This is a genomic window from Priestia sp. SB1 (assembly GCF_038898415.1).
On record NZ_JBBJSS010000002.1, the window covers coordinates 55,280 to 68,306 of the forward strand.

14 protein-coding genes and 1 pseudogene are annotated in these 13,027 nt (G+C 32.8%); 7 read left to right on the plus strand and 8 right to left on the minus strand.

Features of this window, described 5'->3' with window-relative positions:
- Position 1 precedes the first annotated feature (1 nt).
- Positions 2-469, plus strand: a complete 468-nt coding sequence (locus WKH56_RS05580) for a hypothetical protein (protein ID WP_342834799.1) — start codon at positions 2-4, stop codon at positions 467-469.
- Between the two features lie 114 nt (positions 470-583).
- Here the strand turns inward: WKH56_RS05580 and WKH56_RS05585 are convergent, their stop codons facing one another.
- Positions 584-1,183: a hypothetical protein gene (locus WKH56_RS05585; RefSeq protein WP_342834800.1), complete on the minus strand. Its 600-nt coding sequence runs from the start codon at positions 1,181-1,183 to the stop codon at positions 584-586.
- Positions 1,184-1,275: 92 nt separating this feature from the next.
- On the opposite strand from WKH56_RS05585, the gene WKH56_RS05590 reads away from it, so the two are divergent.
- The gene (locus WKH56_RS05590; protein WP_342834801.1) at positions 1,276-1,734 is read left to right on the plus strand and encodes a GGDEF domain-containing protein; all 459 of its coding nucleotides are present in this window, start codon (positions 1,276-1,278) and stop codon (positions 1,732-1,734) included.
- Between the two features lie 74 nt (positions 1,735-1,808).
- On the opposite strand, the gene WKH56_RS05595 is transcribed toward WKH56_RS05590, so the two are convergent.
- The 3 genes from WKH56_RS05595 to WKH56_RS05605 all read right to left on the minus strand — a co-directional run bounded on the left by WKH56_RS05595 (position 1,809) and on the right by WKH56_RS05605 (position 4,557).
- Positions 1,809-2,492 (minus strand): 5' nucleotidase, NT5C type, encoded by a 684-nt coding sequence (locus WKH56_RS05595; RefSeq protein ID WP_342834802.1) that lies wholly within the window; start codon positions 2,490-2,492, stop codon positions 1,809-1,811.
- 194 nt (positions 2,493-2,686) lie between these two features.
- Positions 2,687-4,060 carry a peptidoglycan DD-metalloendopeptidase family protein gene (locus WKH56_RS05600; RefSeq protein ID WP_342834803.1) on the minus strand — a complete coding sequence of 458 codons (1,374 nt, stop codon included), beginning with the start codon at positions 4,058-4,060 and terminating at the stop codon, positions 2,687-2,689.
- Positions 4,061-4,272: 212 nt separating this feature from the next.
- A complete protein-coding gene (locus tag WKH56_RS05605) occupies positions 4,273-4,557 on the minus strand; it encodes a hypothetical protein (protein ID WP_316910774.1) in 285 nt (94 codons plus the stop codon).
- A 96-nt stretch (positions 4,558-4,653) separates the two neighbouring features.
- On the opposite strand from WKH56_RS05605, the gene WKH56_RS05610 reads away from it, so the two are divergent.
- On the plus strand, positions 4,654-5,676 hold the full coding sequence (locus WKH56_RS05610; RefSeq protein WP_342834804.1) for a hypothetical protein: 1,023 nt from the start codon (positions 4,654-4,656) through the stop codon (positions 5,674-5,676).
- Between the two features lie 181 nt (positions 5,677-5,857).
- Here WKH56_RS05610 and WKH56_RS05615 read toward each other — a convergent pair whose 3' ends face one another.
- A complete protein-coding gene (locus WKH56_RS05615) occupies positions 5,858-6,580 on the minus strand; it encodes a hypothetical protein (RefSeq protein ID WP_342834805.1) in 723 nt (240 codons plus the stop codon).
- A 176-nt stretch (positions 6,581-6,756) separates the two neighbouring features.
- Between WKH56_RS05615 and WKH56_RS05620 the strand changes: the two genes are divergently transcribed.
- The 3 genes from WKH56_RS05620 to WKH56_RS05630 all read left to right on the plus strand — a co-directional run bounded on the left by WKH56_RS05620 (position 6,757) and on the right by WKH56_RS05630 (position 9,716).
- Positions 6,757-7,479, plus strand: coding sequence for a hypothetical protein (locus WKH56_RS05620; protein WP_342834806.1), 723 nt, complete (start codon positions 6,757-6,759; stop codon positions 7,477-7,479).
- Positions 7,476-7,889, plus strand: coding sequence for a deoxycytidylate deaminase (locus WKH56_RS05625; RefSeq protein WP_342834807.1), 414 nt, complete (start codon positions 7,476-7,478; stop codon positions 7,887-7,889). The genes WKH56_RS05620 and WKH56_RS05625 overlap by 4 nt, the downstream gene beginning before the upstream one ends.
- A gap of 300 nt (positions 7,890-8,189) precedes the next feature.
- Positions 8,190-9,716: an AMP-binding protein gene (locus WKH56_RS05630; protein ID WP_342834808.1), complete on the plus strand. Its 1,527-nt coding sequence runs from the start codon at positions 8,190-8,192 to the stop codon at positions 9,714-9,716.
- A 55-nt stretch (positions 9,717-9,771) separates the two neighbouring features.
- On the opposite strand, the gene ytvI is transcribed toward WKH56_RS05630, so the two are convergent.
- Positions 9,772-10,953, minus strand: a complete 1,182-nt coding sequence (gene ytvI, locus WKH56_RS05635; protein ID WP_342834809.1) for a sporulation integral membrane protein YtvI — start codon at positions 10,951-10,953, stop codon at positions 9,772-9,774.
- Between the two features lie 110 nt (positions 10,954-11,063).
- On the opposite strand from ytvI, the gene dapA reads away from it, so the two are divergent.
- Positions 11,064-11,975 (plus strand): 4-hydroxy-tetrahydrodipicolinate synthase, encoded by a 912-nt coding sequence (gene dapA, locus WKH56_RS05640; protein ID WP_342834810.1) that lies wholly within the window; start codon positions 11,064-11,066, stop codon positions 11,973-11,975.
- 7 nt (positions 11,976-11,982) lie between these two features.
- Here dapA and WKH56_RS05645 read toward each other — a convergent pair whose 3' ends face one another.
- Both WKH56_RS05645 and WKH56_RS05650 read right to left on the minus strand, forming a co-directional pair.
- The gene (locus WKH56_RS05645; RefSeq protein WP_342834811.1) at positions 11,983-12,483 is read right to left on the minus strand and encodes a hypothetical protein; all 501 of its coding nucleotides are present in this window, start codon (positions 12,481-12,483) and stop codon (positions 11,983-11,985) included.
- A gap of 111 nt (positions 12,484-12,594) precedes the next feature.
- Positions 12,595-12,993 (minus strand): annotated as a pseudogene (locus WKH56_RS05650) (M23 family metallopeptidase); the annotation flags it as partial.
- Positions 12,994-13,027: the final 34 nt, after the last annotated feature.

Genomic DNA, 13,027 nt, shown 5'->3' on the forward strand with positions numbered 1-13,027 from the left:
GATGTTAGTAAACCTATTTTTAGTAGTTTGTTTGATTATTGGATACTTGAAAATAAGCTCAGCTCATAAAGAATTGTTCTACTCAGAAGTGCAATACAAACTTGTTGAACTTGATGGTTTAATAGAACATCAAAAAAAGAATGCTTGGTCTGAACCTAACTTGGTAACGACTAAGTTAAGTGATGTTTTAAACGGGCTAGATGCTGCGACTAACAATGGAAAACACTCCGGGTGGCTTTCAAAGGATGATCAAATGGTTATGGAACATCTCGATATGGCATTAAGACAGTATCCTCACGATGAGTTGTATAAGTTTAGTGTGTTAACTAAGAGTAACAAAGACGAATTTGAAGAACTGCAGTTAAAACTCAAAAAAGTAGGATTTGGAATGAATATGACAATTAGTAACGATTGGAAAAGTTTTATAACCAAGTCAGAAAAGCTTTCGTCTCTTATAGAAGTTAAATAGGCTGCTATTCATACTAATGTTAACAGGGATAAAAAAAAGGTGTGCAACTTGCACCTTTTTTTTATTTTTACTTACCTTATGTTGCCGGACTGGTTAACTCTTGCCGCTCGCCTTTTAGGTTGTTGGAAACTGAATAATATTAGAAGCCCTATTAGTAATATATTTCTTCTTATACTCCTCTTTAATCCATTTTGTGATTATCTCTTGGTGTTCAATCAGGACTAAACAGTGCTCAAAATTACTAATACCGTGATTATGCTTAATGTTTTCACAAAAACAGTTCTCATTATAGTGCGTAAAGGAAGCCCTGCTATCATCAATAAATACATTATTTTTTCTTTTCAACACAATTAAGTTTGAAATAGCATATTGATCGTTAAGTATAGAAAACTCTATATCTACACTGCCATTACTTTTCTTTTCTAATTTTGTTAGATTAAATACTTTATTAAATGCTTCTAGACTTTCGTTAATATATATTCCTACTTTAATATCATCTTTATTCTGCTTTAAAAACGACATAAATTCACTTAGTAATTCCTGTCTAAGTTTACTGTGTTTTAATAACTTATCTTTTTCATTTTCGCTGTATACTGTGAATTTAGCGCTGTTTTTGTTCGTTTGAAATGTAATATAATAAATTTTCTTGTCTACTTTTACATATGCTTTAAGCCCATTGTCTAATGGATGGACAAATAATACTTTGAAGTTCAAGGATATACACTCCCCTGTTAACTAAGAAACTATGGACACCATATTTAGTTAGGGATAAAAGTCAAGAAAAGGCGTAGAGAAAGAGTAGGTAAATGGTTGTATTAGCTGTAATTAAAGAATTCTCTTGCCAAACAGTTAAAAGAAAATATACTGCCGGTAAGTTGGAGGTGAATACCAAAATGAAAATTTATGATGAAGGCATTTTTTTAAGTCACTTAGAGTTAGAGATAGCTAAAAGTAAGCGGTTTGGATATCCGTTTTCCTTACTAGTTATTAAAGCGGTTAACCCACAAAGTCATACAATAGCTTTGCTTAATTCAATTCTAACGGCCAATTATCGTTCTACAGATTTACTGGCACAACTAGATAATAATACTTATGTTGTTTTACTAAATGGCACAGATGAAGAAAATGCTCAAAAGTATTTATCTCGTTTAATTAGAAAAGCGGTCTCTGAAAATGAAATTCCTATTGTGGCTGCAATAACTGGTTTTGAAGAAGAGGATACTAAAAATAAAATAATGGAGCGTTTAATGGAGAAGATGAAATGAAAAGATCCACGCTAACTCAGCGTGGATCTTTTCTATGTATGATATAAAACTAAAGTGTTTTAGCACGTTTTTAATTAGGAAGCTAATTCGCTCATTTCCTCAAGCATTTTATAAACCATTTCAAGTGCTTGATTTAAGTCTTTTGCTCTCCAATCAGTTTGAATGTGCTGGTTATATGGAGCGTCTATTAAGATAAAATTTCTATTAAGCATTTTGAACTTTTCGTATGTTGCTGGCTTGTCATCGATTAGAATTTGACCCATTATGAGCTCTTTTCGACTAGTGAAGATAATATTTTCTTTTTCAAAGTTAAAATGCTCTTTTAACCACGCTCGTTTATCATCAGCTGGATTAGAATGTGGAAAATCAATTTTATGATCCTCGCTAATGCAATCAAGATTAACGGTTTCTTTATAACTAGTTCCAGATGGAGAATCGCTCACCACGATTACTTCACCTACTTTACGCAGCTTTTCTACAAATTCTTTTGCATAAGGCATAGGGGGCAAATTTCTAAATAATCCTGGGTACTTAAATAATTTATAAGCGTCAGGACCCCGCTTTGAAAATTTATCGAGATCCCAATCAATTACGTCTAAGTAATTAACAGTATCATTAAACACTGTATTATGTAAGTTCCAATAAAACGGTCCAAACGCTGCAATTGTATCGTCAATATCTAATAAAATAATAGGTTTGTTTTTTGGTTCTTGCTGAACAGTAGAATTTTCCGTATCAAAAATAATTTTGTTTTCCATCATTTCCCTCTCCTTGAGTCTAATTTCTTATATAAATAGTTTTTTATGTATTTTTTAATTAACCCATTATAAACACAAACAATAAAATAATGCCACTCAGAGTTAAAAAAGTTAAAAAAATGTTTTTTTTCACCATTATTTTTTTTAGGTGATTTCCGAATCGTGTAAGTAAAAAGTCTTATGCTATTTGTTCATTATTTAATAACATTTAATGGATCTATGTAAGAAAATGATGAGCCGTTATAAGCATTTGCAATTGAAAGATGTAGATGCGGACCTGTTGAACGCCCTTGATTTCCAACTGCAGATATTAATTGTCCTTGTTGTACTCGTTGTCCCTGCTTAGCATAAAGATTTTCGCTACTCATATGGCCGTAAATGCTAAAAAGTCCGTTGTCGTGTTGAATAACAATCCAATTACCAAAACCAGAAGCGGGGCCTGAGAATAAAACTGTACCAGTTCCGGCACTGTAAATAGGCGTTCCTAACGGTGCTGCCATATCAATTCCATTATGAGAAAGAGTTCGACCCAGTACTGGATGCACTCTGTATCCAAAAACTGAGGATATTGTGTATGTGCCTGCCTTCATTGGGCTAGTGAGAACTTGATCAGGGTTTAAGGGTATGTTTTCTGTTCCAGTGTTTGGTTTAACTTCTTCCAAAACTTTATTTATCTCTACCATAATTTGCTTAGATTGATTTTCCTCTTCAATCAGCTTATTAGACATTTCAGTTTCGTGTTGTTTATGAGTGCTCAGAATTACGTCTTGTTGAGCTCTTTGGACTTCCTGTTGCTTTTTTAGATTTAATAGAGCATTCTTTTGATCTTCTACTTTCTTCTTGTTATCTTCTAATTTTTTCTGCTGTTTTTTTAAGGCTTTTTCCTGTTTTTTTATGGCTTTATATATCTTTTCATTTTCGTCAGCAATGATGTTGATAAATTCGTGAGCGTTTATAAGGTCTTGTAAATTTTCGGTTTGAAAGAAGAACTGAAAAAATCCAAAGTCTCTATTTTGGTACATAAAAGATATAGTTTCGCCTAATTTCTTTTTTTGCTCGTTTAGCTCCGCTGTTTTAATAACAATATCTTTTTGTGTTTCGCTTAAACTCTTTGTTAGCGACAATATATTATCTTCAGTACTCGTGATTTCGGTTTGAGTTTCGTTAATCTTGTTTTGTATATCCGTAATTGTTTTTTCTGTTTCGTCTATATACTTACTAATTTCGCTTATTTGTTGTTTAATGACTGTCTTATTATCTTCGCTCTTTTTTAGGTCCTCTTTTAATGCATCTACCTTTTTTTCTGCGTCTAATTTTTTCTGTTCTTGTTCAGAGTCAATTTCTTTTTGTATATCTGCATTGTTGGTTTGAGGTGATGTGGTGGGTTCAGTAATAACTTTGTTTCCCTGAATAGGTGCGACTACTGTATTTTGAGGGGGTGAAGATGGTGAAGTTGTTTGTGGAGTAGCTGGTGCTGTAGAAGTCGGTGTCTCCTGAGATTCAGCTTGAGCCTGTAAAGGTAACAAGATGAGTAAGGCACATCCCGTAAGGATAAATTTTTTATTCAAAGTTATCCCCCTTTCGTATAAAAGAGTTCTTGCCTGTTTAAAAAAGAATTTACAAAAGTTCATAATATTAATAGCTTTTTAGAACCTACATTAGTGGCATTATCTTATCAAGGAATAAACCCTTTTTTTAGAAATAGTCATCTAAGCGGTATAAGAGACAAGTTGTAATAAAGGCTCATAAACCATAAGAAAAAGGCGCTATGAATTAGCGCCTATACATAAATGAGGATCGTATTGGATTTTGTTTCAAAGTAGAATAGCCCTTTGTCTAATCGAACTTTTGAATCTTCTAAAAAAGGAAAACGAACTGTTTCTTCATCAACTTTAAACTCAATCCATTCAAACTCATCTTCATCTAAAGTAATTTTAGTGATTACTCCATCGTAAGGAGTTCCATTAGAAATGAGTTTTACTTCTTTCTCCAGTAAAACTGAAGCAAGGAAATCAAATACTAAAAATATCATTTGATCCTTTGTGTTAGAAACGTACAATCTCAAATTCATCACCCTTTCTTTTAGTTTTTTTCTAGTCACTGTCATAATGATTTGAACCTAAAAGTAAAGGAAACAAGTACAAAAAATGGAGTGTTTATCGTGGAAAAAATGTTAATCGGGAGTTTAGCTAGTAGTCTTCTTCTTATTTCTGGATGTCAGGTTGGTGAGCAGCACGTTAATATACCTTCTGTTAAAGCAGATGCTGAAGTTAAAAATTACAGCGTTAATTATGATTTAGATGTACACACGGAAGGTAATAAAGTAAAAGTAACAATTTCAATGGAAAATAAGACAAACAATCCTATTCCTCTTATAACAAACAATAATCAACTCTTTTCCGTTAAGCTACTTAAAAAAGATGGATCGGTATTAGAGAAGGAAATTATTGATCAAAGAGACAGAAAACAGATACTAAGAAAAGAAAAAGTTAGTTGGGAAGTAGAGTTTGAGGCGAATTTAGATGATAAGGTTGTTGTAGAATCTGATTTGCTATTAAAGTCAAAGAAATATCAAAAATATGATTTAGAGAACCCAGAGCAAAAAGAACCGGTCATTGCTACAACAGAGAAAATTGAAACACCCAAAATAGCGTTTGCTCCTGATAAAAAGTTAATTTACACATATGAAGTTGGTAAAAAAGAAGGTTACATTCAGCAAAAGTTTCAAAATTTTGATGGTAACAAGGTTCAATCTTTTTCTGAACAAAAAGGTGTTCAACTTTATTCTCAAGAATCTGATGGTATTTACTATCTTTCCTCCCCTGACTCCGTAGGAGATATCGATGCTACAAAATTTATTCAAAAAAACGAAATGACTAAAATTATTCCATATCCACTAGTAGAAGGGACAATGTGGACAGTAGGAAAGAAAAAATATAGATTGTCTGATGCAAACTTAAAAGTAAAAACCCCGCTTGATACGTTTGATAACTGTATTGAGGTAACAGAAATTGATAAGAAGGTTACACGTTATTATTACTACCAAAAAGATATTGGACTGGTTAAAGTGAAACGTGCAAGAAGTAAGTTTTTGCCCGCAAAGACAGAACTTCAATTAGTTGAAATTAAAGATCCTATAGAAAAGCAGGATGGAAAAGAAGAAAAGAAACCTAATAAAAAATAAAAAGTCTAAACAAAAACACATCTCGATCTTGTAGGGTTGAGATGTGTTTTTTGGTATTTCCTTAAGTGAATTTAATCACTTAAATATGTAAGTGTTTTTATTGCTATTTTAATTTTATATGTAAGTTATGTATGTTATGTAAGTACGTATGTATGTATGTATATGTAAGTTATGTATGTTATTAATAAATAAAAATGACTTCTGAGTAAACCGTTGTCCCGTTATTTAAAGTGACTTTGTTAAAGGGATCATCGCCTTGCTCTAACTTGCTGTAAGAATAATCAAGAAATAATTTAACCTTTTGATCAATTTGGGTAAAATCTTTTTTTAGTAATAAGTTGTTTCGAGAGTTTAAACCATCATCGTGTTTACAAACCACAAATATGCGATTTTTGTCGTGATTTCGCCTTCCCTTGCTTTGATTCTCATATAACCACCTTATTAAATCGTTTCGGTATGTACGATCACTTGAATAATTACTCCGCTGCTTTCTAAATCTCTTAGGGAAGCTTGTCAGTTTTAAGTCAAACGGGACATCCATAATGTAAAAATCGATGGTTTTATGTTTAATATTCTCCTCTTTTCTCGCTATGTTGTACGAGCAGAAAATATCTTCCGTTACACTACTGGTTCGTTTGTTATACCATCTATGGGCCAAGTAGGTAAACTCCCCTTTTGGATTCCTTTCATAACATTTTTCCACTTCACTAAACGTTTGAGCGTTGTATACTACGCTATCGGTTAGCCTATCATTTCGATTATCTTGCATCTTCCAATGATTTTCTAAGTAAGGAACCGCTTGCTCTATCTCGTGAGATATAGGTGCAAAAAAGATTTCACTGTTCTGCTTAACGGGTTTTTCTTTGAATTTACTTGCTGGAACCGAAAAAAAGAAATTTTCCATTCATTTCACCTCTGAGCTTTTCTCTATGATGTTGTCAAAGGTAATTATATAAAAATGAAAATAAGGATTGGAAAAAAAGTTATGAAAACTAAAAAAGAGATTTATTTTCCGCTAAAAGTAGAAAAGTAAATAAGATATTAAAGAAGCAAGCTTTATATTTTAGGGAGAGTGATATTGTGAAACTTCCGAGTAAGATTGGATTTAGCGGTAAAATGACTGCGGGAAAAACAACTATTTCAAATTTGTTAGCTAAAGAGTATGGGTATGTTGTATTGCCTATTGGTGGACGAATTAAAAAGGTTAGCAACCTTTTAATTGAAGATAGAAACGAGTTAAAAAAATACTTATTAGATATATTACCTAAAGAAAACACGAATAAGGTAATGGTGCCGGTAGAGGTTGTATTAGGTGATTTAGAAGAGTTATATGAAAGACATTTTGCTAGTAGTGTTTCTCTTCACGGAGTACATAATGTGTTTATCAAGGATCACAATGGTATTTATGAAAAAAATGATTATTATCGAGACCTAACTCAAAAGGTCGGTAGTAAAGTAAGGGCTACGTTTGGAGAAGATGTATGGGTTCAAATATTTTTGAATGAAGCAGAACTATTAATTAACCAAGGGAAAAAAGTAATTTGTGATGATATTCGCCTTGAAGTTGAATATGACCTATTCTGCGAACAGAATTATACCCTAATACGATTGGATGTAGATCCTGAAGTCCAACGAAATCGCATCTTAAATCTTTATAAAACATATAACGGTGAAGCATTAACTCACCCTACTGAGATTGCGTTAGACAATACATACTTTAAGTATAAATTTGATACATCAGTAGATTCAGTTAATACAACTTTCAATAAAATTGACAGTTTAATTAAGGGGGGATTAGTTTGACTAGACCAAGTTGGGATGAACATTTTTTAAGAAGAGCTGAATTAAATTCCGAAATGGCTACTTGTGAAAGATTAAAAGTAGGAGCAGTAGTTGTAAAAGATAAAAAAGTAATTGGTGATGGCTTTAACGGTTCACCAAAAGGTCAACCGCATTGTACTGATGTTGGATGCTTAAAGAACGAAGAAGGAAGATGTATTCGCACGCTCCACGCAGAGTACAATGCAATATTGCAGTCAGATAGACACCTTCTTAAAGGAGCAACTATCTATTGCACGCACGAGCCTTGTGAAAATTGCACGAAAAATATTGTGCAAGCTGGTATAGCAAGAGTAGTCTTCCGTAACGCTTATATAAATAAATATAATTCGCATTTTAATATGAGTGTTCAATGGGAGCACAAACCATATTAAGAAGATAAATAAGAAAAGCAGCCACAATAACTCTTAAGTTTATTGTGGCTGCTTTTCTTGCTAGTATCAAATATTTTAAAAAACAGGAAAAAGTAAGCAATAGCTATTGTGGAGTTTCGGTGTATTCATTATGATGGAGTAGGTAGTTTGAACACGAATATGAATTTTATTTTAACTTTTCACAATAAGTAATTGAATGCGTATACATATTAGAACCCTACCCTCTACTCTTTAAGTTCGAGGGAAAGGTTGTTCTTTCTTGAATAAATATAATGTTTTGCATCTCTGGGAGGCGTTTTTTTGGAATTAACATTACCTAATGAAATTAACTTGTATGACGAAATGAAGAAACAAGCAAAGTTAACCCCTAAAAAAGTAATTGTAGAGGATACGAAAAGTTCTCTTACATACGATAAATTTTTAATTTCTGTAAACGTATTAAGTCAAAAAATTAAAGAAGCGACTAAAAATGAAGAACGTGTTGGATTGTATCTTCCTAATGTAACTACCCAAGTTGTTGCTTTGTTTTCTCTCTTTAAAAACAAACAAGTCCCTTGTGTATTGAACTTTTCAATGGACACACCAAGCCTTGTGGATTGTGTTGAAACAGCTTCTCTAAAAACGATTTTAACATCTAAAGAATTTGTTGAGATTGCAGATCTACATTCTGTAATAGAGGAAATGGAGAAGAAAGTTAGAGTTGTTTATTTAGAGGATTTAAAAGATGGAATTACTGTTACACATAAAGTGCGTGGAGTCGTTGGTTCTAGGTTACCTAATATAATTAAAAGAAAACAATCTGAAGTAATCTTGTTTACTTCGGGAACAGAGAGTAAACCAAAGGGTGTTATTTTAACACATAGAAATATCTACGCAAACATTAAGCAAGCTTTAGCTGTAATAGACATTAACCCAAATGATCGAATCTTTAATCCACTTCCTTTGTTTCATACATTTGGATTAACAGTCGGAGCTGTCCTTCCCCTTGTTGCGAATGTTAAGTCTTTCCTATATCCTTCTCCTTTACGGTATAAAGACATACCAAAAATGATCCATAAGGATAAAAGCACAATATTTGTAGCTACCAACACGTTCTTTAATAACTACGGTAAATTTGCTACAGCAGAACAATTCCAATCGCTAAGAATTGTTGTAGCGGGTGCTGAAAAATTAAAGAAAGATGTAAAAGAACAATACAAACGTGATTTTGGAATAGACATTTTAGAAGGTTATGGTGCTACTGAAACATCGCCAATTGTAGCTTTAAATACACCTACTCATCATAAACCTGGGACAGTAGGGAAACTTATTCCCCTAATTGAAAGTAAAATTGAAAAAGTTGAGGGTATTTTTGAAGGTGGTAGCCTACTCTTGAAAGGCCCTAACGTAATGAAGGGTTATTTAATACACGGAAAAGGTTTTGTACCTAGTGGCGAATGGTACAACACAGGTGATATTGCGAAAATTGACGAGGACGGTTACCTTCATATTCTTTCTCGATTAAAAAGATTTGCAAAAATTGCTGGTGAAATGGTATCTCTAAATAAAGTTGAAGAATTGGCTTCAGATTGTTTTGGTGATTCATCCTTCTATGCCGTTAGTGTTCCGGATAAACGTAAAGGCGAAAAAATTGTTTTGTATACAACAAAAAAGAATGTTGTAGATAGAGAGTTAAAAAAGTTTATAAAACAACAAAAAATTTCTGCATTGTACATCCCTCAATCTGTTGAGTTTATTGAGGAAGTTCCTGTCTTAGGAAGCGGCAAAGCTAATTACCTTGAGTTGGAGAAGAAAGCTAAAGAACTTAAGAAAAAATTTGCGTTATAAATATAAACTAAACAAAAAAGTAGAGGATTATTAATTAATCACTCTACTTTTTTGTTTAATGGGTATGAATTTTTTTGTTAGCCGCTTCTTTAAATAGCCACAAGTGAAAGTATCCTTTTTCCCATAAAGATTTAATTACTATTAGAATAACTGGTGCTAGGATAATTCCGATAAAACCTAAGACCGCTACAGATACAACCATCCCTGCTAACATTAAAAATGGAGAAATCCCTAAAGAATTCCCTGTTAGTCTTGGCTCCATCACTTGTCTAAAAGCAATTATGACTACCCATAAGACGGTAAGTTCTATTGCTAAAGTTGTTTTTCCGATAACGAATAAATAGATAATCCAAGGTACAAATAATGTAGAAACTCCTAGTAGTGGTAGTACGTCAAAGATACCGCTAATAACACTTAATAATAAAGCATTTTCTACTCTTAATATTAAGAGTGCCACACAAACAATGACAAATGTATAAGTTAATAAAACGAGTTGTGCTTTAATAAAGCTACCAATACCTTTTGCTGTGTCGCCAAAAACCGATGTAGTAAATTTCTTAATATTTGTTGGTACAGACTTAGATAAAAAACTTTGTATTCTAGGCCATTCAAAGGCTAAAAAGATGGAAAGAACATAGCCAATAACAATTTGAGTTAACACTTTTGTTATAAGTGATACATTGGTAAATAGCGTAGAAACTAAACCGTATGTCCACTCTCCTACTTTTCCACCTACAGAACTCAATTGTTCTTTAGCATTTTCGGTTACGCTATCTGGGACTTGGTTTATCTGTGACTTTAAAGAATTTATGTAACTATGAATAGAGCCTTCAATACTTGTAGTCCACTTTGGTAAATTGTGAGCAACGTTTTGGGCTTGAAAAACTAATAAAGTTCCCAATGAACCGACTAATCCCACCATAATTAATGAGATGACTGTAACACTTATGCCGGTTGCTAGTTTATATGACATTCCCTTTTTATTTAGCCACCTTATAAAAGGTCTATATATTGCATAGAAGGCTAATGCAAAATAAATAGGAGCGGCATATAAAAAGCTAAGTTTTAGTAAATAGAAGAATATAAAAAGTGCGACTATAAATAATCCGACATTTAAGATTTTCTTCCAATGGTCTTTCAGATAATGTATCAATTTAACTCCTCCCCTCATACGAGTTTTGGGGAGTATAAAAAAATTTCCGCTTAATACAAGAAACAAGGAATCTTTTTTAGTCAATTGGGATGTTTATTTACTAATCAAAGGTAGCGGAATCTTCCTTTGAACACTAACTTAGAAATATAATTTTTAAGAAGCTAATATTTAAAAATGGAAGGTGTCGCTGTTTTATGATGAATGAGTTTGGAAAAATTATTACTGCGATGGTAACACCGCTTAACGAAATTTTGAATTTAGATTTAAAAGTAATTGAACCACTTGTTAAACATCTAGAAGAGACTGGTACAGAAACATTCGTTCTTGCGGGTACTACTGGTGAGGGACCAACAATTGAAGAACGCGAAAAATTAGAACTATTAAGCGAAGTCTATAAACATAAAAATAAACTAACTAAAATTATTATGAACGTAGGTACGAATAATACAAAAGAAACAGTAAGAAATGCTATTAAATGGTCTGAGAATGAAATGGTTGATGGAATTATGGTGGTTTGCCCTTATTACAATAAGCCAAGTCAGATGGGGTTATACAAACATTTTGAAAGTGTCAATGATGCTGTAAGCAAACCTATTATGGCTTATCACATCCCAGGTAGAACAAATGTAACAATGAATGCTGAAACAATGGTTAAAGTGGCAAACTTATCAAATATTGTAATGTTGAAGGACGCTGAAGGTGATTTAGAAAAGCTTCAAGATGTTATAAAACAAACAGAAGGCAAATGGGATGTTTATAGCGGTGATGATCCTGCACTATTTGATTATCTAGACATTGGTTCAAAGGGCATTGTCTCTGTTGCTTCTCACGTTATTGGAGACGCAATTAATTCTCTCATAGAAGCCTATGAAAATAAGGGCTATGATAGCGCTAAAGACTATCAGGAATTTATTAAAGAAGTTTCAGAGCAATTATTCCCTTCTTTTAGTCCAAATCCGGTTCCTGTTAAATATGTATTGTCGAAAATGGGGTTAATGACTGAAAAGGTTCGCTTACCGTTAACAGAATTAGCTGGTAGTGAAAAAGAGCAAATCCTAAATGTCTTACATCAGCAACAAATATTCAAACAAATAAACCACTCTTAAGAGTGGTTTATTTGTTTGTTTCGAAGAAAAATAAGACGTTAAATTTCGTTAAGAAGAATTGGTGTATTAGACTATGAAATTGATTAAACTGCTCTTCTTTATAAATTGCTTCTCCTTTGTCTCTAGATTTCAAAATTACTTTCATCTTTTCTAAAGATAAATGAAATGAGTCATAAACTGTTTCTTTCTTTTGTCGTCTATAAAGTAAAAATAACTCGAAGAAAAAAGTACTTATTAAAAGTTCGTCCAACGAGTTAATGTTAAAATCTAATATCCACTCATCTCCTTCTAAAACATCTCGGAAGTTTGATTCTATAGGTTTATAAAACGGCTTTATAAATTCATTTGGAGTTATTAGTTCTAGGTATTCGTGGTTTAGATAATGCGACCATTCATATAGCAGAGCATCAATAACATAAAAAAAGTTTTCATCTTCTTTTACCAGATAGCCTTTCTTACTATAATCATCTAAAAACGAATTCGGGCATAATACTTTCTTTGCACTCACTTTTAATACCACCTCTACAAAGAAATACAATATTAAAAAAGGTTAGTACATATTTCTTTTTGTGCAATATGTACTAACCTTTTGCTTACAGCAATTTTAAATTTAATAGCATTAGAGACCGATTGTGTAAAGTTCAGGATCTACTGCGTTAGATTTCTGAGCATTCCATAATCCCTTATGAACCTCAAAGTGCAGGTGTTGACCTGTAGAGTGACCTGTACTTCCCATCCAACCAATAAACTGACCTGTTTTTACTTTATCGCCTACTTGAACTGCTCGTGAACCACTTCTCATATGAGCGTATACTGTTTCGTAAGTTTGGCCATTAATTTCGTGTCTTATGAAGATACACTCTCCATATGAATCTGATGTATAAGACCTAGTAACAACGCCACCTGCAGCTGCGTGAGCTTCTACGTTTCCTGACTTAGCAATATCAATACCATCGTGGTGTGTAGACCATCTTGGTCCAAATCCTGAAGTTAAGATACCTTCTGCCGGTTTTATAAATATTCGTTGAGCAGCAGATGCTGTTGATGTTGTT

Coding starts and splice junctions, on each gene's coding strand:
- WKH56_RS05580 (WP_342834799.1), top strand. CDS start 2: ATGTTAGTAAACCTATTTTTAGTAGTTTGTTTGATTATTGGATACTTG.
- WKH56_RS05615 (WP_342834805.1), bottom strand. CDS start 6,580: ATGGAAAATTTCTTTTTTTCGGTTCCAGCAAGTAAATTCAAAGAAAAA.
- dapA (WP_342834810.1), top strand. CDS start 11,064: ATGATGAATGAGTTTGGAAAAATTATTACTGCGATGGTAACACCGCTT.
- WKH56_RS05590 (WP_342834801.1), top strand. CDS start 1,276: ATGGTTGTATTAGCTGTAATTAAAGAATTCTCTTGCCAAACAGTTAAA.
- WKH56_RS05595 (WP_342834802.1), bottom strand. CDS start 2,492: ATGGAAAACAAAATTATTTTTGATACGGAAAATTCTACTGTTCAGCAA.